The sequence below is a fragment of the Mycobacteriales bacterium genome, from assembly GCA_035995165.1.
Taxonomy (GTDB): Bacteria; Actinomycetota; Actinomycetes; order Mycobacteriales; family CADCTP01; genus CADCTP01.
Map to the genome: position 1 here is coordinate 1 of DASYKU010000041.1, position 23,541 is coordinate 23,541.

General features: G+C 72.1%; 17 protein-coding genes and 1 pseudogene. 6 read left to right on the forward strand and 12 right to left on the reverse strand.

Features of this window, described 5'->3' with window-relative positions; genetic code table 11:
* The first annotated feature begins 310 nt into the window (after window positions 1-310).
* A pseudogene (locus VGP36_06740) lies at window positions 311-916 on the forward strand (hypothetical protein).
* 31 nt (window positions 917-947) lie between these two features.
* Complete coding sequence (locus VGP36_06745) at window positions 948-1,337, forward strand: MmcQ/YjbR family DNA-binding protein (protein HEV7654418.1); 390 nt, start codon at window positions 948-950, stop codon at window positions 1,335-1,337.
* Window positions 1,338-1,390: 53 nt separating this feature from the next.
* Here the strand turns inward: VGP36_06745 and VGP36_06750 are convergent, their stop codons facing one another.
* Complete coding sequence (locus VGP36_06750) at window positions 1,391-1,747, reverse strand: hypothetical protein (GenBank protein HEV7654419.1); 357 nt, start codon at window positions 1,745-1,747, stop codon at window positions 1,391-1,393.
* 120 nt (window positions 1,748-1,867) lie between these two features.
* Here VGP36_06750 and VGP36_06755 point away from each other — a divergent pair, with 120 nt between their 5' ends.
* On the forward strand, window positions 1,868-4,915 hold the full coding sequence (locus VGP36_06755) for a BTAD domain-containing putative transcriptional regulator (protein HEV7654420.1): 3,048 nt from the start codon (window positions 1,868-1,870) through the stop codon (window positions 4,913-4,915).
* A gap of 36 nt (window positions 4,916-4,951) precedes the next feature.
* Window positions 4,952-5,782 (forward strand): hypothetical protein, encoded by an 831-nt coding sequence (locus VGP36_06760; protein HEV7654421.1) that lies wholly within the window; start codon window positions 4,952-4,954, stop codon window positions 5,780-5,782.
* Between the two features lie 186 nt (window positions 5,783-5,968).
* On the opposite strand, the gene VGP36_06765 is transcribed toward VGP36_06760, so the two are convergent.
* Window positions 5,969-6,469 carry a hypothetical protein gene (locus VGP36_06765; protein HEV7654422.1) on the reverse strand — a complete coding sequence of 167 codons (501 nt, stop codon included), beginning with the start codon at window positions 6,467-6,469 and terminating at the stop codon, window positions 5,969-5,971.
* Between the two features lie 19 nt (window positions 6,470-6,488).
* Between VGP36_06765 and VGP36_06770 the strand changes: the two genes are divergently transcribed.
* Entirely contained in the window at window positions 6,489-6,734 is a 246-nt protein-coding gene (locus tag VGP36_06770) for an ATP-binding protein (protein HEV7654423.1), read from the forward strand.
* Here the strand turns inward: VGP36_06770 and VGP36_06775 are convergent.
* From VGP36_06775 to VGP36_06820, 10 genes are all read right to left on the reverse strand, one after another.
* Window positions 6,731-7,120: a RidA family protein gene (locus VGP36_06775; GenBank protein HEV7654424.1), complete on the reverse strand. Its 390-nt coding sequence runs from the start codon at window positions 7,118-7,120 to the stop codon at window positions 6,731-6,733. The genes VGP36_06770 and VGP36_06775 overlap by 4 nt on opposite strands.
* Window positions 7,121-7,798: 678 nt before the next feature.
* Window positions 7,799-8,839, reverse strand: a complete 1,041-nt coding sequence (locus VGP36_06780) for a DUF2399 domain-containing protein (GenBank protein ID HEV7654425.1) — start codon at window positions 8,837-8,839, stop codon at window positions 7,799-7,801.
* Window positions 8,836-12,357, reverse strand: a complete 3,522-nt coding sequence (locus VGP36_06785) for a hypothetical protein (GenBank protein HEV7654426.1) — start codon at window positions 12,355-12,357, stop codon at window positions 8,836-8,838. Before VGP36_06785 ends, VGP36_06780 begins: the two co-directional genes overlap by 4 nt.
* 89 nt (window positions 12,358-12,446) lie before the next feature.
* Window positions 12,447-13,319: a hypothetical protein gene (locus VGP36_06790; GenBank protein HEV7654427.1), complete on the reverse strand. Its 873-nt coding sequence runs from the start codon at window positions 13,317-13,319 to the stop codon at window positions 12,447-12,449.
* A 16-nt stretch (window positions 13,320-13,335) separates the two neighbouring features.
* On the reverse strand, window positions 13,336-14,121 hold the full coding sequence (locus VGP36_06795) for a hypothetical protein (protein ID HEV7654428.1): 786 nt from the start codon (window positions 14,119-14,121) through the stop codon (window positions 13,336-13,338).
* Between the two features lie 76 nt (window positions 14,122-14,197).
* On the reverse strand, window positions 14,198-15,658 hold the full coding sequence (locus VGP36_06800; GenBank protein HEV7654429.1) for a hypothetical protein: 1,461 nt from the start codon (window positions 15,656-15,658) through the stop codon (window positions 14,198-14,200).
* A 414-nt stretch (window positions 15,659-16,072) separates the two neighbouring features.
* Entirely contained in the window at window positions 16,073-17,101 is a 1,029-nt protein-coding gene (locus VGP36_06805; protein ID HEV7654430.1) for a DUF4325 domain-containing protein, read from the reverse strand.
* Between the two features lie 418 nt (window positions 17,102-17,519).
* Complete coding sequence (locus VGP36_06810; protein ID HEV7654431.1) at window positions 17,520-18,368, reverse strand: alpha/beta hydrolase; 849 nt, start codon at window positions 18,366-18,368, stop codon at window positions 17,520-17,522.
* A 152-nt stretch (window positions 18,369-18,520) separates the two neighbouring features.
* On the reverse strand, window positions 18,521-21,031 hold the full coding sequence (locus VGP36_06815) for a tetratricopeptide repeat protein (protein HEV7654432.1): 2,511 nt from the start codon (window positions 21,029-21,031) through the stop codon (window positions 18,521-18,523).
* A 97-nt stretch (window positions 21,032-21,128) separates the two neighbouring features.
* On the reverse strand, window positions 21,129-22,130 hold the full coding sequence (locus VGP36_06820) for a ScyD/ScyE family protein (GenBank protein ID HEV7654433.1): 1,002 nt from the start codon (window positions 22,128-22,130) through the stop codon (window positions 21,129-21,131).
* A gap of 190 nt (window positions 22,131-22,320) precedes the next feature.
* On the opposite strand from VGP36_06820, the gene VGP36_06825 reads away from it, so the two are divergent.
* The coding region (locus tag VGP36_06825; GenBank protein HEV7654434.1) for a hypothetical protein at window positions 22,321-23,541 on the forward strand (1,221 nt) is incomplete at its 3' end.

Here is a 23,541-nt window from a genome sequence, read left to right on the forward strand (position 1 = left end):
GTACGGCTGGTCGGACCGCGACGACCTCCACAGCCCCGCCGCCGCCGACGTCCGCGCCCGGCTGGCGGGCCACCTCCAGCTCTCATCGCAGCTCGGCCCATACCTGCTCACCGACTTTCGACCTCGTCCCCATCGGTGAACCGCTCGAGTCTCCCCGACCGGCCAACCAACGCAACGACCACCGACGCATCGGCCTCCGATCAGCGGGACCGCGACTGGCAGCCCGCACCCGACGGCCTCTACTGCATCGACCACAGCACCACCGCACCGCACACCCCTGTACTGACCGTCCTCGCAGGAGCGGGTCACCGCGCTGGTCGGCGATCTCCCGCCGGAGCGCGCGGAGGTACGGGTTCCGTCGTGTCCCGATTGGACAGTACGTGATCTGTTCTCGCACATGGTCGGGCTGGGCGCGGACGTGGTCGCGGGCGACGAGCCCGACGACCACGACGCGGCAGGTCGAGCGGCGGCGCGGTCACAGCGTCGGCGAGCTGGTCGCCGAGTGGCGGCGCTGACCCGGCCGCTGCGGGAGTGGATGGCCGAGCACGGCACCCGCCCGGTGTTCGACGCGGTGATCCACGAGCAGGACCTGCGCGGCGCGCTCGGCGTGCCGGGGGCGCAGGACAACGACGGGCTGGCCGCGGCGCGGGACCGGTACGTGGCGCGGTTCGCCGGCCGGCTCGACCGGTTGCCGCCGATCTCGCTCGTCGGGGAGACCTGGCGCTGGGACTCCCAACCCGGCGTGGAGCCGGCGGTCGTGGTGCAGGCGCCGGACTTCGAGCTGAACCGGGCGCTGCTGACCCGCCGGTCCGCGGACCAGCTGCGCGCCTGGACCGTCCGCGGCGACATCGAGCCCTACCTGCCCGCCTTCGCCGCCCTCGGCTCCCTCCCGGACCGCCCGCTCACCGAGTCCTGAAATCTCGGTGCCGCCCGGCATCATCCACGACATGGACGTGTACGCCGAGGGGCTGGACCGGGCGCGCCGGATCTGCCTCGGGCTGCCCGGCGCGTACCAGGAGCAGGCCTGGATGGGGATCCGCTGGATGGTGCGGAAGCGGACCTTCGCGCACCTGCTGGAGATCGTCGACGGGCTGCCGCGGTCCTTCGCCGCCTCGGCCGGGACGAAGGGACCGGCGGCGGTGCTGACGTTCCGGGCCGAGCCCGGTGAGCTGGGCGCGATCTTGTCGGCGCCGGGGTCCTTCGGCCCGCTGTGGGGGCGCACCGACGTCGGCGTGCGGCTCCCGACGTACCCGGACCGCGACGAGCTGGCGGAGCTGCTGGTCGACATCTACCGGTTGCGGGCGCCGCTCACGCTGGTCCGTGGGCTGGAAGGCTAAGAGGACGCGGGCGACGCTCCGGGCCGGAGCGCCGCCTGCGGTTCTCCCCCGTGTCAGCAGGGACCGATGCCCTCGAACTTCGGCGAATGGTTGTTGAAGTTCACGGAGCCGTCGTCGATGTGGCCGGTGACCGGGCTGGTGATGTGGTCCTGGGTTCCGTTGGCGTTGCTGAAGTAGCAGGTGACCGTGACGACGACGTTGGGAGCCAGGTTCCGGATGACCACGTTGTTCGCGTTGAGGACCTGCGCGCCGGCGAAGACGTGGGCCTGGCAGATCTTGTGCGGGGCGGTCCCGCTGCAGGTGACGACCGCGTTCGGGCTGACGGCGGCGTTCGCGACGCCGGCGCCGGCGGTGAGCATCGCGGCGGCGGAGCCGGCGGCGACGAGGGACCCGAGGATTGCCTTGCGCATTCTTGGGATTCCTTTCGGAAGATCGGTGAATCGAACGTCCCCAAGCGTCATTCGTCCCGTTAGCATTCGACTAGCGCGGCCTTAGCGGAAAAGGCGGAACGCTGGAGGGACCGAAGCACGATGGAAATACATTTCGGTCTGCTGGGCTCTCTTTCGGTCCGGCGGGACGGCGGGTTGGTCGCGGTGCCGGCGGGGGGACAGCGGGCGCTGCTGGCGGCGCTGTTGCTCAGCGCAAACCGGGTGGTGCCGACGGAGACGCTGATCGAGACGCTGTGGGGTGAGGCGCCGCCGGTCTCGGCGCGGGTGAGCCTGCAGAACTACGTCAAGCGGCTGCGGCAGTTGCTCGCCGACGGCGCGCACACCCGGATCGTCACCCAGCCGCGCGGCTACCTGATCCGGGTCGGCGCCGGCGAGCTGGACGTCGAGGTGTTCGGGAATCGCCTCGCCGCGACCCGGGAGGCGGCCGGGCGCGGGGACTGGGGCGAGGCCGCGGATCTCGGGCGCGCGGCGCTCGCCCTGTGGCGGGATCGGCCGCTCGTGGACACGGCGTCGGAACTGCTGGTCCGGCAGGAGGTGCCGCGGCTGGACGAGCTGCGGCTGCAGGCGCTGGAGATGCGGATGCGGGCCGACCTGCACTGTGGGCAGGCCGGTGAGGTGATCACCGAGCTGGGGCCGCTGCTGGCCGCGAACCCGCTGCGCGAGCGGCTGTACGAACTGCTCATGCTCGCGTTGCACGGGGACGGCCGGCAGGCCGAGGCGCTGGCCGCGTTCCGCCGGGCCCGGACCGTGCTGGTCGAGGAGCTCGGCGCGGAACCCGGCCGGGCGATGCGCCGGGTGCACGAGCAGATCCTGGCCGACGACCCGGAACTGGCTGTTCCGGAACTGGCTGTTCCGGACCCGGCCGCTCCGGACCCGGCGGGCCGGGATGCGGTCGGTCGGGAGGCGGCCGCCGGTCCGGGGCACGGCGGTCCGGGAGCGGTCGGTCGGAAGGTGGCCGGGGGCCCGCAGCACCGCGGTCCGGGAGCGGCCGGCCCGGTCGCGCCGCAGATGGTTGTGCCGCGGCAGCTGCCGGGGCCGGTACGGGGGTTCGTCGGGCGTGCGGCCGAGGCAGCCGAGCTGACCCGGCTGCTGACCGCGCAGGCGCCGATCGTCGTCATCGACGGCACGGCCGGCGTCGGCAAGACCGCGCTCGCGCTGCACTGGGCGCACCGGCACGCGACCGCGTACCCCGACGGCCAGCTGTACGTCGACCTGCGCGGCTACGACCCCGAGCGCCCGATGCACGCGCCCGAGGCGCTGGCCGGGTTTCTGCGCGCGCTCGGCACGCCCGGTCCGGACATCCCGGCCGAGCCCGACGAGCGCGCCGCCCGCTACCGCAGCCTGCTGTCCGGCCGGCGCGTGCTGGTCCTGGTCGACAACGCCCGGGATCCGGGCGACGTGCGGCCGCTGCTGCCGGCCGGCCCGGCGTGCGCGGCGATCGTGACCAGCCGATCGTCGTTGGGCGGCCTGGTCGCCCGGGACGGCGCCCATCGGATCGACCTGGACGTGCTCCCCGACCCCGACGCCGTACGGCTGCTGACCGAGCTGGTCGGTGCGCGGGCCGAGGCCGACCCGGCCTCGACCGGTGCGCTCGCGGCGCAGTGCTCGCGGCTGCCGCTCGCGCTGCGGCTGGTGGCGGAGCGGGTTGCGGGCGACCCGGCCACGCCGCTGCCGGACCTCGTCCGGGAGCTGGCCGACGAGCGGCACCGGCTGGAAGTGCTCGACGCCAGCGGCGACGACCGTACGGCGGTGCGGGACGTGTTCTCCTGGTCCTACCGCCAGCTGGAGCCGGGTACGGCCCGGGTCTTCCGGCTGGCCGGGCTGCACCCCGGCACGGAACTGGACGCGTACGCGGCGGCTGCGCTGGCCGGCGAGCCGGTCGGGACCGCGCGGGCGGCGCTGGACCGGCTGGCCCGGGCGCACCTGGTGCACCGCGTACGCCCGGACCGGTACGGGCTGCACGACCTGCTCCGGGCGTACGCGGCCGGGCTGGCGGAGGGGGACGAGGCGGCGGTGGGCCGGCTGGCCGACCACTACCTCGCCGCGGCGGCGCTGGCGATGGACACGCTGCTCCCCTCGGAGAAGCATCGCCGGCCGGAGGTCCCGCCCGATCCGGCCGACGGTCCTCTCCTGTCCGATGTGGACAGTGCCCGGGCCTGGCTCACGGCCGAGCTCGCCAACCTGGTGGCGATCGCCGAGCACACCGCCGAGAACGGGATGCCCCGGCACACCACGCGGCTGGCCGCGATCCTCTTCCGCTTCCTCGAACGCGGTGGGTTGCTGCCGGAGGCGACGGTCGTGCACGGGGCCGCCCTGCGCGCCGCCCGCCGGCTCGGCGATCCGGCCGCCGAGGCGACCGCGCTGGTGGACCTCGGCGTCGTCGACATCTGGCAGGGCCGCCGGCTCGCTGCCCGGCGGTTGTTCGAACAGGCCGTCGCGCTGTGCGGTGAGGAGACCGATCCGCAGGTGCAAGCGCGGGCCGTGCACAACCTCGGCATGACCTACATGCAGGAGCCGCGGTCCGATGCGGCGGCGCGCCATCTGGAGCGGGCGCTGGAACTGTGCCGCCGCACCGGGGACCGCACGGCCGAGGCCAACACGCTGATCAACCTCGGCATCGTGAGCATGTGGCGAGGAGGTCACGAGGCGGCCGACGCCCACTTCGCCCGGGCGCTGGCGTTGTCGGGTCAGACCGGTGATCGCGTCGTCGAGGCGAACGCGCTGATCAACGTCGGCGATCTCCGCCTCCGGCAGCAGCGGGCCGGCGAGGCCGGTGCCTATCTGCGACCCGCCATCGCGATCTGCCGGGAGATCGCCGATCCGCACGACGAGGCGTACGGGCTGATCTACCTGGGGCTGGCCGAGCGGCGAACCGACCTGCTGGACGACGCGCTCACCCTCACCCGCCGGTACGGCGACCGCCCGGGCGAGGCCGAGGCCCTGAACAGCCTGGGTGACGTGCATCTGGCCGCGGGACGGGCGGACGCCGCATACGACCGGTACGCGGCAGCGCTGGAGCTGGCCACCGAGATCGACGACCGGTCCGAACAGGAGCGGGCGCGGGCCGGCCTGGCCCGGGTCTGCGAATCCATGCCGGCCCGCGCGGTGGACGTGCCCGGGGTCGGCTGAATGGGACAGGATGGCGGGGTTACGACGGTCGGTGCGGTGTTCCTGCCCCAGGTCCCGCCGGAGCGGCTGCGGCCGGTCGCGGAGGCGGCGGACCGGGCCGGGCTGGCGCAGCTGTGGCTGTGGGAGGACTGCTTCTGGACCAGTGGGGTCGCGGCCGCCTCCGCTGCGCTGGCTTGGACCGAGCGGCTCCAGGTCGGCGTCGGGGCGGCCGGCCGCGACTTCCTCCTCGGCCTCGCCCATCCCGGACCCGAGCAGGGACAGAAGATCATCAGTGGCGTCAAGGCCACCGCCGCTGACTGCTACGCCGGTCTGACCAACACCATCGACCCCGTCGCCCACTGCATCCAGAACATCAGCGGCCTGAGCCAGATCATCGAAGGACTTACCCTCGCCTTCCACGGCTGCGTCTACATCGGGGCATACATCGCCACCGGCGGCGCCATCCAGCTCTCGCTCACCCTCGCTCCGCTCGGTGCTGGCAGGGCTGCTGGCACCGCCCGGATCGCCGAGGATTTGCCGCTCCCGGGCATCGACACCGGCGCGGCGGACGCGGTGAACGGGGTGCGGCTCGCGCAGCAGCTGGCGCGGGAGGAAGGCAGTTCCGCATTCACTTCGTCCGGTCATCTGCAGGCAGAGACGATCGCGGACTCACAGGAGATCATCGCCGGCCCGAAACTGGGCAACCAGACCCTCATCCAGGCCCTTACGTCCGATGGCAGCTCCATCGCGGACTGGGCGAGTACGAGTCCCGGACCTTCCAGTCCGGCCGGCAGCTTCAGAGTGCACTACTACTACTACTACAACCGAGTCACCGGCAAGGTCGACTACGACTTCGACTACAAGATCGTCTTCGTGGGAGGCTCATGACCATGCGCGTCAGGTGTGTGCGGATCATCAGTCCTGTCAGCGGCGAACCGACGGAACGCAGTCCTTGGCTGCAGATCGGATCGGAGTACCCGGTCTTGAGCATCTCCGTCACACCGGCACGCACAGTCATGCGCTTGATCACCGACGATCCCCATCATCCCGGCCTCTGGGACGCCCGCATGTTCGTCACCGTGGACGAACGTATCCCGGACAACTGGATCGTCCGCGTAGGAGAGGACGGCATCGTGGCCGGAGCCGCGGAAGAAGCCGACACCTCGGGCGACCCAGCTGGATGCGTTCAAGCCGGCGATCGATGCAATGCTGCGGGTGGATCTGGATGCACCGCGCAAGCAGCGGCACACCGCCAAGCGGATCCTCGACCGGCTGCTGGACGAGCACGACGCCGGCGCCGATGCGGTGTCTTACGCGATGGTGCGCGCCTACGTCGCGGAACGTCGGCGCAAGATCAGGATCGAGGCCGGCCGGGTCCCGGCCGAGGGGTTCGTGCCGCAGACCCACCAGCCCGCCGCTGAAGCCGGGGTCGACTTCGGTGCGGTGACGGTCCGACTGGCCGGTGAGCTGGTGGTCTGCACGCTGTTCGCGCTGCGGCTGAGCTACAGCGGCAAAAGCGTGCACCGCATCTTCGCTTCCGGCGGCCTGGAGGCCTTTCTGGAGGGCCACATGCACGCGTTCAGCGTTCGGCTATATGGAACTCGACCGCCGCGGCGCCGAACTGCTCTTACAGGTCCTCACCGAACGCGAGGAGACCAACTCCGTCGCGATCGCCTCCAACGAGTCCTTCGGCGGCTGGACCAAAAACCTTCACCGACCCCCGGCTCTGCGCCGCCATCGTCGACCGGCTCACCTTCGGCGGAACATCCTCGAGACCGAGACCGACTCCTACCGCCTCGCCACGACCACCCGGGCCACAGGCATCACCGCCCTCGTCTAGTCGGTCTCGACCAAGGCGTCGACCTCGATCTCTAGCAGCATGTCCGTGTCGACCGGTTCGCCTCTGAGCATGGTGTTCGCCGGTCGCACGTCGGCGAAGAACAGCCCGTGCACGCGCGCGACCGCATCGACGTCTTCGAGGTGGCGCACGAAGATCCGGGTCCGGACCACGTCGGCAAGCGACGCCCCAGCTTCGCCGAGCACGGCTTCGATCTTGGTCAGGATGTATCTGGCCTGGGCCGTGGCGTCGCCCCCGTGCTGGGCGTGCCCCGCCGGGTCCATCGCCGTAGTTCCGGAGACGAAGACCAGGTTGCCGACCCGGACCGCCCTCGAGAACTTCGCTGCCTGCTCGCCGGGAGTGTTGCTGGAGATCAACTGTCGAACCACGGCCTCTTCCTACGCCATAACCGGCGACGGCACCATCCGATCACGGCATCGGCCTGTCCCCGAGTGGGCTGAGCACCAACGCGCACGTGCTGGTCGACGGCGCCGGTCAGCCGCTGGTCATCGTCCTCTCACCCGAAGCAGGCAGGGGACGCGCCGGCACTGCTGAGAATGCTCGGCCAGCTGCGGGTCGCCCGCCGCGGCCCCGGGCCGGCCACGCACACGGCCGGTGCTGCTGAGGGCCGATAAGGGGGCCTACTCCGCCCGTCGGCCGACCACCTCCGTCTGCGCGGCATCAATTCGGTCATCCCCGAGCCGGCCGACCAGACCGGCCACCGCCGCCGGTCCCCCTGGGAGGCGGGCCCACACCGCGCGACACACACCGGCGAAGTGGTGTCGGCCCTCACCGATATTGACCATGAGATCGGATCGCTACTGATGTCCGTTCACATCGATATCCGGTGACGTCGCAACAGCAGTTGTTGATCTTCCGTTTCCGACGGTGCGCGAACCCTCCGCCGCCGGTCGAGATCGAGCGAGACTCGGGACGGCCAGCCGGGCCGGGACCTGGCTGTTACGCATCGCCGGGCGGTCGAGCGAGGCCCGCCGGCTGACCACCGCTATCGCGCGGACAGCACACGCAGCCTCCGCCCTCGTATGGCGGGCTCCGTCCTGCGCCCGTCAGAGATCGATGAGCCAGGCATCGTGCGTAAGAAGGTGCCGGAGGCCGACGGCTTCCTGGGCGAGGCGAGTTCCGGCGGTCAGGATGGAGATCGCGCGTTCGCGGTGTCGCGGGTCCAGCCAGCGGGCTGCTTCGGCGGCGGCGGCGGGCGGCACCCGGCGCTGGCCGGGTTGCGGCGCGGCGACGGCGAGCAGGGCGTCGTACAGGCCGGCCGCGGAGCGCAGCGGGGGCAGGCCTTCGGCTGCGGCGAACGCGGCGGCGCTGGCCGGGATTCGCAGACCCTTCTCATCGAGGTCGCCGAAGTAGCGGACGCTGAGGACTGGCGGGTGCAGCCGACGGATGGACAGCACCGACGCCTCGAACGCCGACCCAGCGCCCCAGCCGACCGTCCCGACCCGGTGGAGGTCGCGGCGACGTAGCGCGGTGACGAGTGAGTCGAACGTGTCGCTGTTCTCCACGACGAGAAGCTCGTTGCCGACCCCGACGGTCTCCGTGGTGAACCTGACCAGGGCCCGGCGGGTACGCAGCAGCTCCAGGGTGAGCCGGCCGGTGCCGAACAGGTTCGTCGGCAGCAGGCGGTCGAGCGTCTTCTCGTGGCCGAAGATGTCGAGGCTGCGCTCCCGGAGCGGTACGACCAGCGGGTCGCGGTGCCCGTGCAGCCAGCGGTTGACCTGCCCGAGGATGTCCATCTGCGCCGGGGTGAGCCGGACCTCCGCGGCCCAGGACAGCTCCGGATGCCAGACAGGCCTCGGACGCGCGGCCGGCGGGGCGACTGGGCGATCCACGGTGACGAAGAGCGGTACGTGCGGGGCTTCGGTGCGGTCGTACGACCGTGCCGACGGCAGCCGGAGCAGCCCGGCGCTGTCCAGCTCGGCGAGGGCGTCGGCGAGAAGGAGCCGGCGGCGGGCGTCGATCCGGCTGGCCGGGTCGACCTCGTCCAGGAGATGCCACAGCTCGGACAGGCTGACCCGCCGACGCGGCCAGGCCGTCAGCCGGCTTGCCAGCCCGGCCGCCCGCTCGGACAGTCCGCGGTCGCTCACGAGACCTGCCCGCCGGCGCGGTCGGGACGGGTGAAGACCCGGGTGGCCGTGACGGCCCCGGTGTCGTCGGCCTCGGGCAGCTCGCCGAGAGCGGCGCGGACGGTCTGGTCGACGTTCAGGTACTTCAGGCCGGCTCGCAGGTCGGCGTCGTTGCGCAGCCGGACGATCAGCGGGAAGACGCTCAGCGCGTTGGTGTCGAACAGCCCGGTGGTGTAGATCAGCTGGACGCCCAGCGTCTCGGCCACCTTCAGCTGGAGCTCGAGCAGGTAGCCCGCGCTCGCCCGGCCGATCGGGTTGTCCAGGAACAGCACGCCGGCGTGCGGCCGGCGGGTATGGCCACGCTCGTTCGCCCGCAGCGCCGCCATCGTGCAGTAGAGAACGATCGCCGCGGTGAGCAGCTGCCCGCCCGAGAACACGTCGCCGACCTCGGCCACCCGAACCCGCTCGGTACGCAGCACCGCGTCGGGCTTGAGCATCTCGACCCGCACGCCCTTCGGCTGCATTGCCGCCCGGACGCCGTTGAGCAGCAACGCCAGCCCGTCCCGCCGGCCGCTGCCCTTGTCCGCCGGCCGGGCGCCGGACACCGCCTCGTCAAGCACCTCGCCGAGGCGGTCGTCGAGGACGGCGCGGTCCGGGTCGGCGAACCTGATCCGCAGGAACTCCTGCCCCGACCAGTCGCCCAGCTCACCGGGCAGCCGGCTGAGGCGCTGGGCGGCGCGCAGGGTCACCAGGGCCTGGTCCACCATGCCGTGCAGCCGGGTGATGATCGAGGCCCGGTGCCGGTTGATTTGGGCGAGCTCGTCCACGAGCGACCGCAGCCGTGGGCGCAGCGCCGCCGCCCAGTCGGCGGCGTACTCCGGCAGGCGGTCCCGCGGCACGGCGGTCACCTGGCGGCGGACCGGCGAGTCGACATCGGAGAACCGGTCGGCGGCGGCGTACGAGGCAAGGTCGTCGGCTGCCCGGCGGACGGCGAGCTCGGCCTCGTCCAGGATGGCGTCCGCCTCGTCGAGCTGCCGCAGCACCTCCAGCCGGCGCATCCGGGCGGCCTCGAGGGTCCCGTCGAACGGTGCGGAGTCGCCGTCCGGCTCTGCGGGCCCCACCCGGGACAGCGCGTCGAGCTGATTGCCGAAGCCCTCGACGCTCTGCCGAGTCGTCACTACCTCGCCGTCGAGCCGCTCCTTCCGGGCGTGCACCTCGTCGTACCGGCGCCGGGCCTGCTCCCAGTCGCCGTAGGCCCGGGCGGCGAGCGCCTCGCCGTGCTCGATGTCCCGGGGCTTGCCGTACGGCTCCAGCGTCACCCCCTGCGGCGGGCGCTTCTCGTAGTCGTTCTTCCACTCGCCCACCCGCTGGACCTGCTCGCTGAGCCTCGCCTCGGCGTCGGCAAGCGCCCGCTCGGCGCGCGCCGTCGCCGCCGCCCGACCGGCCGCGTCGGCCGCGTCAGTGGTCGCCAGCAGCTCCACCGCCGCCGCGCGGACGGCGGCCGCGAGGCCTTCGACATCGGCACGGCTGCGGGCCTCGGCCGACTCCGCCGAAGCCAGATCGGTCCGCAGGTCGGCACCGACCGCCACCTTCGCGTACGCGTCCTTGGCCGCCTCGTAGGCGTCGCGCAGCGTGTCCAGCGTCGCGGTCGGGACCGGGTAGTCATCGCCGACCGACCCGCCGCCGGGCACCCTGGTCAGCTCGTCGCGGCAGGCGTGGGCGATCCGCCGCTGGTCGTCAGCCTTGCGGGTGGCCGCCGCCTGGACCCGGCGAAGCTCGCCGACGCGGTGCCGGTGCGCCTGGGCGTACCGGCCGTGCTCGGTCGCCGCGGCCCGCGCGGTGCGGCCCGCCGCCTGCCATCCCGGCACGTTCGCCACCTGCTTTGCCAGCGCCGCCAGCCGGTCCGCGGTGCCCCTGGTCCGGTCCTCGGCGGTACGCAGGCCCGGCAGCGCCTGCCGGATGCCGGCCTCGGCGAGTTCGGCGGCGGCGACCTGCCCGGTGAGCGCTTCGATCCGGGCCTCCCCCGCGGCCAGTTCACCGGCGGCCCGCTCGTCGGCGTCCCGGAGCCGGTCGAGCGTCCCCGGCGGGTGGTCCCGCTGCCAGTCCTCCAGCCGCTGCCGCAGCCGCCGATCGGTGTCGACCTCCCCGGCAAGCTGGACGAGGCGGGCACGGCGACCGACCTGGCGGCCCAGGATCGCCTGCCGCTCCTGCTCCGCTCGGTCCTCGTCGTACATCGCCGGGTTCGGCGGGACGACGAAGCCGAGCCCGGCCGGAACCGGTACCGACAGATCGGCGAGGTCCGCGGTGGTACCCACCGCGACGACGCTGCGCGGCAGCAGCCTCGCGGCGGCCAGCACCTGCTCCGCCTCGCCCAGGCGGTCCGGGTTGTTGATGACGACGCCGTCGACGAGGTGCGGGTACGCCGCGAGCATCCGGTCGCGCTCGGCCGGCGCGGTCCGGGCCAGGTAGCGCCAGCCCGACCAGGCGACGATCCCGGCAGGCTCCAGCACCGCGAGAGCGGCGGTCACGTCGACACCGGCGGGGAGCAGCCCGTCGTCGCCGAGGGCGTCGAGGACCCGCTGGTCGGCCCGCTCCGCAAGACGCAGCCCGGTCGCGTCGGCCTCGGCGGCCTCGATCGCGTCGGCGAGCAGGTCGACCAGGCTCGGGGTGTCGCTGTCGAGGGTGATCTCCTCGGCGCCGAGCAGTGCACCCAACCGAGGCTCGCCGGTGAGCGCCGCCGCGGTGGCGGCTGCGGCATGGTGATCCCGGCGGGCATCGGCCGCCACCCGCACCAGGCCGTCACGGGCCCGGCGCGCTGTATCGAGCTGTTCGCCGAGGCGTCGGCGCTCGTCTGCGAGCCGGTCGAGCTCGGCCATCCCCCCGGCCACCGCCGCCTCTGCGGCCGCGGCGGCCACGCGGGCGGCCTCAGCGACAGCGGCGACATCGTCGTCGGCCGAGGTGAGCAGCCCGTCCTCAACGGCTGCCCCGACGGACGCGACCGCATCCGCGACCTGCCCGTCCAGGGCATCCGCCCGGGCACGTTCCTGCTCGGCGAGCCGGGTGGCGTCGTCGCGGTCGCTCTCGGCCTGCTCGATGTCCTCCCCCAACTCGACCGCCTGCCTGTCGAGCAGCGCCGCCTCGGCGTCCGCGGTCGCCGCAGTGGCGATCAGCCCGCGGGCCAGCCGGCTGGCGGCCTCCTGCCGGGCGGCCAGGACCGGCGCCGCCTTCTCCTCCTGCGCACCGACGATCGACCGCAACTGGCCGGCCCGCTGCCGGCCCTGCTCGTACCGCAGCAGCGCCTCGGTCGCCTGCCAGCCGGCGACCGCCTGCCGCGCGCTGTCGCGCCCACCCGCCAGCCGGTCCCGCTCCGTCTCGGCCGCCTGCCAGCGCAGTCCCGCGACGTGCCGCTGCAGCTCGAGGCGGACCTCGTTGAGCCGGCGTCGCTCACCGTCGGCCACCCGGTCGTCGGTGGCCGCCTGCTCCGCCTGCGTGCCGAGCTCGACCAGCCGGCGTTCCTCCATCGCGTGCCGGGCAGTCACCGCGGCGGCGAACGTCTCGGCCTCCCTCCGGACGTCACGCTGGATCTCCCGGGCCGCCTCGGCTTCGGCGGCCGCCCCCGCCAGCGGGGTCAGCCGGTCCAGCGTCCCGGCGACAAATCACGCTCGGCCATCAGCCCGTCCCGCTGGGCGAGCCTGGTCGCGTACGCCTCGACGACGTCGCCGAGCGTCCGCGGGGCCTCCTCGCTGGTGACCGCGGTCAGCAGCCAGTCGAGGAACGCCTCGTCGCTGCGGAACGCGAACGCCTCGGCGGCCTCGCCCTCGCCCGCGTTCATCCGGCGCTGGTAGGCGAACAGCTCGGGGTCGAGGCCGAGCGCGGCCAGCTTCTCGGTCCAGACCTGCTGGCCGGTCTCCCAGCCCACTTCGAGCTTCGGCTCGGCCCGGCCGGCCGCGCTCAGCCGGTCGCGGAACCCGGCGAACGACACCAGCCGGCCGTCCTCGGCGAACGGCAGGGTGTCCAGGCGGAAACCGGCGGACGGGCGGAACGAGTACCAGGCGTCGAGCAGCCGGTTGGCGTCCGTGCTCGGGACGTGGTCACGCCACTGGGACACCTTGCCGACGACGACCCGCTGGCCGGTCTGCACGTGCTGCCATTCCAGCGCGACGTGCGCCACGTCGCCGCCGAGGACGAACTTCTCCAGGACCCGCGTGCTGGTCGTGCCGACGACCTGGCGCCGACCCGGCAGCATGACCGCGAAGATCAGCTTGATCAGCACGGACTTGCCGCCGCCGTTCTCCAGGAACAGGACCGTTGCCGGCGAGGGCCGACGGACCGGCGCGGCCGCCGTGTCGGCGACGGCATCGGCCTGCGCGCCGGCGAACAGCGCGCTCTGCGTCGGCCGGGCTACCGGTGCTCCGACGTGTCGGAGGTCCAGCGTGACGTCCTGGTAGCGGGCGCCGCGCGGCCCGACCGAGTGCAGCCGGATCCGAGCCAGCTCGTACACAAGCTCCTCCCACAGCTCAGAGCGCGTCGCCGAGCGTCCGCAGGCTGCCGCCCGGGGCCGGCACGCTGATCATCCCGAGGTCGAGCAGCTCGCCGAACGCCGCGTCGGCGGCCAGCTCGCGGACCTGCACCTGGTATCGCGGCGTTGCCCGGTACGTCCCGCCGGCATCGGTGCCGGTCGCGACGAGGAAACCCTGCTCGGTCAGGAACCGCATCGCCTTGGCGATCATCGACCGGGTGGTGTCCGGGGCGAGCCGGCCGTCCTTGGTGGCCGTGGCAGCCGGTCGCCGGGCGTAGAGCCGCCAGGTCCGCTCCAGTTCGGGCGCGTCGTCGAGCGGGTCGTTGTTCTCGTCGGCGACCCGGGCCCTGTCCTCCAGGAGGCGGCAGGCCTCCCGGACCACACCATCGATCTGCTCCACCGACACCCGCCCCACGTACGTGTCGTTGGCGAGGTCGTCCGGCCGCGGGAAGGCGAGCGCCGCGACCGCGAGGTGGATCAGCCCGTGCAGCACGCGCTCGCCGCGGTCGCGCACGGCGGTCCGCCTGGCGTAGTCGTCCATCCGGACCGTGAACGGCGACTCCGCGGTCGCCGCCAGCACCACCCCGGTACGGCTGGTCACGGCGAGCACCACCAGGCCCAGGCCGTCGGCCACGACGTGGACGAGCTCGGCGAAGGCTTCGTCCTCCCGGCAGCGTCGCACCAGGTCCGCGTAGACCAGGTCGCGGGCGGGCAGCAGCTTCGGTCGCATCCCGAGCGCGACCAGGCGGGCCGCATCGGCGGCGTCGGCCAGGCTGACACTCATGTGGGCTCGTCGCCGGCGCTCGGCCCCGGCATGAGGCACCAGCGCAGCGTGCTTCCTGATCCGCTCGCACGCTCGCTCATGCCACCGCACCGTCCGGGTCGCCACTGGCCGCGGGCATGGCACCGGCTGCGGGCCTGGTCAGCCGCGCGACGCCGACGAGCAGGTCGGCACCGCCGAACTCGGCGTCGGACAGCGCCGCCCCGTCGTCCACCGCGATGAGCACCTCGCCGTCGCCCTGCCGCAGCGCGACGCCGATCTCCGGGCTGACCGCGTGCAGCACCCGCAACGCGACCAGCCGGGACAGTCCCGGGTCACGCTGCCGGGCCGCGGCGAGCAGGCCGGACAACCGGCGCGGCACGCCGTCGGTGTCGAACAGCTCGTCCGCCCACGCCCACTGCTCGTCGCTGAACACGTCGGGGTCCGTTGGCGGTACGAGGTCGGGCTCCGGCAGGTCGGTCGCCAAATCGTCGCGCTCAGCCGACGGGGTCAGCAGGAGCTGCACAAGGTCGAGCAGCCGCGGCAGCAGCGGGTCGGCCAGCCCGGACGCGGCGGAGAAGAACCGGTCGGTGGGACGGACCGCGTCGGCCACCGGCAGCCCGAGCGTGGGCAGCAGCAACTGGCCGAAGAGGTCCACCATCGCCCGCTGCGCCGGGCCGGAGAACTGCTGCCGGTCCTGCTCGGACCGGAACACCGCGTTCGCGTGTAGCAGCCGGGCTTGAAGCTGGGTATGCCGGTTGATGCAGTCCCCCACGGTCTCGACCAGCTGGGCCGCCCGGCGCTTGTGGACCGGGTCCTCGGCGTCGTCGCGAGCCCGCCGGATGTTGTCCAGGATCGCGTTCTCGGCCCGGTACCGCTCGGCGATGTGGGTCAGCGCGGCGTCGATCAGGTCGGGCACCTCGTGCTCCCAGTCGACCGCCCGGACGTCCCGGCGGGTCGCCTCCAGCTTCCGGCGCAGGCTCTCCGCGTACTGCACCGTCCGGTACCGTGCCTGCTGCGCGGCGGCCTGCGCGTCGGACAGCTTCCCCCGCCTGATCAGGTTGTCCAGCTTGATCTCCGCGGCGATCTGGGCCGACTCGATGTCGGTGTCCAGCGCACCGACGAGCACATTGATCGCCTCGTCGGACGCGCGCAGGTAGACGCTGCCGTCCTCGGCCGCCAACTCGACGAGCAGCTTGAAGTCGAACGCCCGGCGCTCGTAGGCGCCGGTCACACCGAACGCGCCGTACACCGCACGGAAGCCGCGGTTCGTCGTTCCCACGTTGATCAAGTTGTCCAGCACCCAGCGGGCCACCTGCGCGTGCTCGTCCCGGTCCCGGTCGGGCACCTGGGCCGCGACGAAGGGCAGCACCCTGGCCACGACCTCGTCGTGCCGCGCCCCGTGGTCGAAGTCCATCGCAACCGTCACCTGGTCGATGACCTGGAACGCCACCTCGGCCATCTGGTATACGTCGGCGTCGGCCCAGTCCAGCCGCACCTTCCGCGTGTCCAGGTCGTGCAGCGGCGCCGTACACGCCAACGCCTTCATGCGTCTGGCCAAGCCCTCGTCCATGGCGAACCCGGCTCCGGCCGCGCCATCATCATGCCCGTTCGCCATGCCGCTGAATGGTAGGCGCCAGATGAGACACAAACCGCGCGACGCGTCTACTGCCGTTCTCGAGCCGCCAGCGGCCAGCCGCAGGGACCGTGGCCATGACCGCGCCCGCTGACCCGCTGACCCGCCCAACTGGTACGCATCCCGTCGGGGGCACCGCCAGATGGGCACCTCCCCTCTGTCGCCGTTACCAGCAGAGCTGGTCGACAGCGCGAACCCTCGACCGAGCCTGGAGGGTTCGTACTGTGTCGGGTTGGGGCACCGCGGCAAGATCACCATCCGGCTGAGCCGCGCCGACCGGCCGCTATCGGCCGACCGCGGCGACGATCAGATGCGCGCGTCCGTTCGACCATCGCGGCGTCAACCCGCCGATGGTGTCCGCAGCGGCGGTAGCCCTCGGCGCACCATCGCTTCAACAGGTCCAACCATGTTGGTCGGATGCACGGTCACATCGGGATGCTGACTCGGCCAGACCCGGAACACTTCGTCGACGAATCCTTGACCGACCTCCTGTACCCCGCGGAAATCGATGATGACTTCCTGGAACCGGTCCAGGCCGGACAGCAGTCGCCGGGCCTCCGATCGGCTGATGAACCGAACTCCGATAGCGAAGAGCTGCACCACCGTGCGCGTGCGGGCGAAGTCATGGTCGATGCTGTAGGCGGCGAACACTTCCGACGTACTGCGTGACGACTGGGCGTCGAGTTCGCACCGAACGAGAGTGCCGGAAATCCGATCCGTCAGTCCGACCGCTTGGTCATTGCGGAGATTGTCGACGGTCCAGCGCAGGCCATTGGCCTCGAGCGCGAAAGTGTCCACCACCTTCGAGGTGAAGAAGATCCCTTCGCCCGTGTGCCGAGCCGGATCGGTGGTTGTCTTTCCCTTGCTCAGTTCCTGTATCGCCGAGAAGAGATCGCCGAGAGCGAGCCCCTCGCGAACTCGGGCGAAGGCGCCGCCGCCGTCGTCATCGACCTCGAACGACAATGTCGCCCTGTCCACCCACCACCTAGCTGTTATCCGAGACGCGCCCGAGTGATCGACAGCATTGTTGACCATTTCGCTGAACGCGTACTCGGCAGCTCCCCAACAGTTGACCGAGACTCGCTCCGAAAGGTAAAGGCGCTCGGCAGCGTCCTGCCACAGGACGTGTTCCTCGAGCCCCGACGGCGCTCTGTCCTGAAGGAGATCTGGAGGCGCCCGGCGGTCGGAGCCCGGGAGAGACCGCCGGGTCAGGGCTTCTCGCACCCGAGCCAGATCGAACAAGCGGTGGCCGCCAGTCGTTCGGGTGTAGGGGATGCTCCCGTCGTCGGCCAGCTGGCGGACGCGCGACGGCGAGACACCGAGCTCGCGGGCAACCGCGCCGATGCGTACAAGTTCTTCTGTCCCCATGAGCAGAATCTACACTCGGCGCTGTAGATTCACTGCCCGCCACGCTCAAGAATCTCCTGAAACCTCTACCTTGACGTCGCGGTCAGGACGAGGCGGCCCGGACCGCGCCGCTCGCCGGCGCGCAGGACGTCTCCCCGTATAGGCGGGCATTCCGACTCGGCCACGAGCCCGCGAAGCCGCGGCCGGCCGGGGTGCTGCTGCCGAGTCCGCCATGGCAGAACCCTTGCAGACCGGTGGGTCAGCGGCCGGCGTCGATCAGCGGCGGCCCGCCGGCGTCGTACGAGGCGCGACGGCGGCCGGCGCGAGATCTACCGGTGAACGACCGCCGGCACAGTGACGCTGCGGCGACGACTGTGGCTCCCACCCCGGACGACCGCGACATCCTCCGCCTCGTCCCTACCGTGGATGCGCGGCCCGATCACAGCGAGGCGGCGAAGGTGCGCAACTCGGCGTTGAAGCGGTCCGGGTCTTCCCAGAACGGCGCATGCCCGACGTGGGGATAGTACGAGGTCCGCGCGTGCGGGATGATGCTCGCATTGTGGCGTCCCATGGCCGGCAGGATGACCTCGTCCTCGAGCCCGTGGGTGATCAGGGCGGGTATACGAAGCCCGGCGAGCAGGCCGTCGTACTCGAGCGTCCGGTTCAGCAGTCCTTGCCGGACGCGTGGCGGTGCGGTGGCGGCGGTTCCCAGGACGATGTAGGAATCCTCGGGGGTCAGGGGCTCGCGCGTGAGCAAGCGACCGAAGGTCCGCAGGGAGGTCACGCTCTCCTCCGCGTCGGTGGAGAAGAGGCCGGGAATGACGGCGAGGAACCGCGGCCCCAGGAAGGGCAGGACCGGCTCGCCGAGGCGGGAGACCGCTCCGACCAGATGAACTCCGCCGACCCGGTCCTCGCCGAAACGACTGAGATAGTCGCAGATCACAACGCCGCCGTACGACCAGCCACTCAGGATCGGCCGCTCCAGGTCCAGGGATCGGATCACCGCGGCCACGTCCTGCGCCCACAGGTCGGATTCCCCGTACGCGTCGGTGGGTCGGTCCGATTCCCCGTGACCGCGCAGGTCGAGAGCCACCAGCCTGAGGTCACGGGTGAGCTCTGAGTGCAGCTGGCGATTCCACGCGAGCCGGGACTGCGAGAGCCCGTGGATGAAGAGCACTGGCTGCCCCGACTGATTGCCGGTCTCCTCGACGTGCAGTTGCACGCCCCCGCCTCCGGTGACCTGATGAGTCCGGACGATGATGTCGTCGACCGTTTCGGTGATCGCCATGGTGTCCTCCTGCCGTTCTGCCGCCGACTATTCGACTCAGCCGGCGCTGTGGAACGACGCTATCGACCGCTCACCGGTAAGACATCTGGGAAATTCCCTAATAGCCGGCGGTAGAAGGCTGTGGGTATTGATCCCCATACGGCGGTACGGCGTCAGTCGGACTTGCTGCCGCCCATTCCGTGCTCGATCGCCCAGACGGCAATGCGGGTGCGGGACCGCAGGCCCAGCTTGGTCATGATGTGCTCGACGTGGCTGCCGACTGTCTTCTCCGTGATGATCAGCGCCGCGGAGATCTCCCGGTTCGAGAGACCGCGGGCGATCAATGCGGTCACTTCGCGTTCCCGCCGCGACAGGGCGGGTCCGGGTTCCGGAGGCGCCGCCGGCCGGACGCCCTGGCTGCCGGAGTCGTCGGCGAGGGCGAGTTCGACGGCCTGTTGCGACGACAGGACGCGACCCGCCGCCCAACCGGATTCCCACCCCGGCCCGCCGAGTGTCCGCCGGGTCGCCGCCATGTCGCGCTCCATCGCCGCCTGATCGGCGGGAGCCAGCGGCGCACCGATGTTCTCCAGGAGCGCCGCACTCGCGGCGAAGATCCGGGCCGCCCGGTCCGGCCGGCCCGCGGCCGTCCCGCCGAGCCCGGCCAAGCACTCCGCTATTCCCTGGGCGTTACCCAGCTCCTGCTGGAGGGCGAGGCTCTGCACGAAGTACGCCCGGGCCGCCGGCAGGTCACCGGTGGATCGCTTCACCTGCCCGAGCTTGTGCAGAGCGGACGCGATCCCGGGTGTACCGCGCAGTTCGCGCCACAGCTCCAGACTCTCCGCGTACAGCGCGGCGGCCCGGTCGGGCTCGCCGGCGAGCCGGGCCAGGTCCCCGGACAGGTTGAGCGCGCCGGCAATCCGATCCTTCAGTCCGTGCCGCCGGAACTGCGCCAGGCTCTCGTCGAAAACCACGCCAGCTCGGGCGTAGTCGCCCCGGTGGTAGGCAACCAACCCGAGGTCTGCCATCAGCGGCAGGCTCCCCAGGGTGTCTGCCGCCAGTCGGTAGGCGGCCAGGCTCTCCTCGAAGAGCACCTGGGCCGCCGCGTAGTCCCGCTGGTCGAACTCGACGTGTCCCAGGACGTGGAGGGCCTCGGCTCGGCCGCGCCGGTCGGCGGTGTCCCGCCACAGCGCGACGCTCTCGTCCAGGTGCACCCGTGCGGCCGCGAAGTCGCCCTGCCGCCAGGCCAGCGTCCCCGCGCCGAGGAGCGCCTGGGCACGATCGGCTCCGGCGGTGCGCACCCTGGTGAGAGCCCGGGTGAGCCAGCGCCGTCCCTCACCGGGCAGACCCCGTTGGAACCAGAAGTACCACAGCGCGCCGGCCAGTCGCAGGCCCTGCTCGGCGTCCTCATCCTCGGCGGAAGCGCTGGTGCCCCAGGCCAGCGCGGCTCGCAGGTTGTCGAGGTCGGCTTCCAGCCTGTCCCGCCACTCTTGCTGGTCCGGCCCCCGCAGTCCCGACTCCGCGCTTTCGGCGAGCCGGCGGAAGTATGCGGCATGGCTCCGCCTCGCGTCCGTCTCTTCGCCGCTGTCCGCGAGCCGTTCCATGGCGAACTCGCCAATCGTCTCCAGCATCGCGAGGCGCGGTTCGACGCCATCCGTCGCAATCCGCTGCAGGAGGCTCTGGTCGACCAAAGCGGCGACCGTGTCGAGTGCAGGGGGGCGCTCGCTGGGACACATGAATTCCGCGGCCGACAACCCGAACCCGCCGGCGAAGACCGCCAGCCTCCGGAAGAGGGACTGCTCGGAGGCGGAAAGGAGGTCGTGACTCCAGGCTATCCCGGCGCGCATGGTCCGCAGCCGTTCCGGGACGTCCTGCGCGCCATCGGTGAGCAGGGCGAGACGGCGGTCGAGCCGGGCGAGCAGCGCCGACGGGGACAGCACCGTCATCCGGGCCGCCGCCAGTTCGATCGCCAACGGCAAGCCGTCCAGGCCGTGGCAGATCTGCGCCACTGTGGCGGCGTTCTCGTCAGTCAGGACGAAGGTCGGACTCACCGCTGCGGACCGCTCAACCAAGAGGCGTACGGCCTCGTACTCGATCAGTGCCCGTGCCGGCAGCGGCCGGCCGGGATCCGGGAGAGCCAGTGGCGGCACCGCGAGGACATGCTCGCCGGAGACACGAAGCAGCGTCCGGCTGGTGACCAGCAGCGTGATGTCCGGGCAGCCGACCATCAGATCGACCAGGACCGGACCCGCGGCGAGGACGTGTTCGAAGTTGTCGAGCAGCAGGAGGAGCTTCCGCGGGCCCAGGACGCGTACCAGTGCCTCGGCGGGAGATCGGCCGGGGGACTCCACGACGCCGAGGGCTTCGGCGACCCTGGCCGCGACCCGGTGATAGTCCCGGACGGGAGCGAACTCGACGAACGCGACCTCGTCGAAGCCGGCGTCGAGATCCGTCGCGGCCTGGACCGCGAGCCGGGTCTTGCCTACACCACCGGGTCCGGTGAGCGTGACGAGCCGGGCATCCCGATCCAGCAGGAGCGCTCTGAGGCGCGCGGCCTCCTGCTCTCGTCCGACCAGCGCGGTGAGATACACCGGAGGGCGGCCGATCCAGGCCGGCGGCTCCGTGCCGACCGGGACCATGCCGGCCGGGTCCTGCCCGCGACCGTGCGGACGACGAGTATCGGCCATCGGCGCGAACCTTCTGTCTGACAGGAGGTTGCGAGATCCTACCGTGTGGGCGCCACGCGCGGGATCGAAGATGCCGAAGAGCGTCGGCGGTGTCGGGTCAGCGGCTGTCGATCGTCCAGATCTCCCCGGGAAGAGTGACGACGTAGGCGGTGTCGCGGATGAACTCGAGCGACGTCGGCCGGTCGAGCCCGGTGGCGACGGGCGACAGCGTGCCGTCGCGGTCGACCCGGACCAGCGCGCCGGTGGCCGGGTCGGCGGGAGAACCCTCGGGATTGCCGGGGGTGAAGTGGCCCTGGGAGAGCGCGTAGAGCCGATGGCCCGGGCCGAACTCGACGTCCACCAGTAGCGGCGCGCCGGACGCCACCTCGCTGGCCCGGCCCGACCGGGGCTGCACTCTGAGCACCCTGCCGTCGCTGGGAGCATGCGGCACCGGACCCGCCTGGGCCAGGTACACGGACCTGTCGCCGATCGTGATGCCGGTCGGCACCACGTTCGGGAACGCGGCCAGTTCCGTGACGTCCCCGTCGAGCCCGACCCGAAGCAGGCGGTTGTGATGGCCGTCGGTGACGAGGAAACCGCCCCGGTAGGGCTGGAGGGCGTACTGGACGCCGGTCGGGACGAAGAAGGCCGGGACCGGCGGATGAGCCAGGGACCACGCACCGATGTCGGCGACGACCGTGACCCGGCCCGGCCCGTCGACCCGGTAGATCCCGTCGACGTCACTTCCACCGACGTCGGGGCTGACCAGGGTGACCAGCACATACGGGCGGTGATGGACGAACGCGACGTCCATCGCGCCTCCGGTGTCGAGGATCCGCCTGGGCAGACCGCTCGCGAACGTCGTCCTGTGCCCGGTCCTCGGGTCGACCCGGGAGATCTGCCCGGCCGCGCTCTCGACGACATAGAGCGCGCCGTCGGGACCTACCGTGCTGCCCACGGCGCCATGAAGCCCCGAGGTCAGCAGATGGGTCCGATGGGCCGGGACGGTCGGGGACGCCCCGGCGGGAGCCGGCACCGTGACCGCGATCAGGGCCGCGGCGAGCAGGAGAAGGGCGGGGGCCGGACGGCGGCGGCGGCTATCCGGCAAGTCGGGTGTCATGGCTCGATGGTTGGCATCGGGGCCGAGCCGCACATCGGGAAGATTCCGGATCTGAGCACGTCCGGCCCCAGGACCCGAGGCACGGGGTTCGTGCCGGGTGGAACGTCCGGGTCAACGCGAGGCCGGGCCGGCCGGGCGGATCTCGGCATCCCGGGGGAGGTCCGTTCGCCGGGACTGGTTGGCTGTCGATGTGGTGTGGTTCAGCGACGCGGACCTGCGCCGGCTGGCCGGCGACCGGTCCTATGGGCGGGCCGCCGGCTACCTGGACGCGGTCGGCGCACTCGATGAGTTGCCTGACGGCGTGACGGCAGTCGTGTACGGCTCGGAGCAGTACCGGGTACGCCTGTCCGGCCGTGACGGCCGCCTGGTGGGTGAGTGCGACTGCCCCCACGGCCGGGACGGCGCGTTCTGCAAGCACTGCGTGGCGGTCGGACTCGTCCTGCTGGCGCCGAACGCGGAGTCCGAGCCCGTCGCACCGGTGCGCAGGCGCGGACGACGAGGGCCGGTCGACGTGCGTGCGGCTCTGGAGTCGGTGGACCGTGCGGAACTGGTCGACCTGCTGGTCGAGCTCGCGGCCACCCACCCGGACGTGCACCGGCGGCTGTCCTTGCGCGCCGCGACCGCCGGCGAGCCCGACCTCGCTGAGCTGCGGCGGCTGGTCGACACACTGCGGCCGCGGGGCTTCGTCGACTATTCGCGCTCGTTCGACTACGCCCGCAAGGCCACCGATGTCCTCGACGCCTTGGACGTGGTCGCCCGCCGCGATCCGGGCGGGGCAGGGCCGCTCTACCGCCGAGTGCTCCAGCACGTGATCAGGACGTCGGAACAGGCAGACGATTCCGCAGGCACGATCGGTGACGTGGCCGACCGCGCGGTGGACGCGTACGCGGCGGCCTGCCGGGCCGAGCCACCGGACCCGGTCGGACTGGCCCGGTGGCTGATCGACACCCAGCTCGACGGTCCCGGATGGCCGGACATCGACGTCGCCGACTTCGCCGACGCGCTCGGCCCGGACGGGCTGGCCGCCTACTGGCGGCAGCTGACCGACCTGGCCGCCGCGACGGCCGACGCGGATCGCTTCGACCATCGCGCCTTCGTCGTCACGCACCTGCGCGAGGGCTACCTCCGAGCGATCGCCCACGACCCGGACGGTCTGGTCGCCCTCTACGCCGAAGATCTGACCGAGCCCTACCAGTACGTCCGCATCGGCCAGGTGCTGCGCGACGCCGGACGCACCGAGGACGCCGTCGGATGGCTGCTGCGAGGCCGCGCTGAGGCGGCTCGGCCCGACTCGCGCATCGATGAGCTCCTGGCCGAGATCCACACCGACACCGGCCGGTACGGCGACGCACTCGATCTCCGCTGGCAGCTGTTCACCCGAAGCCCCGACGTGACCACCCACCGCACGCTG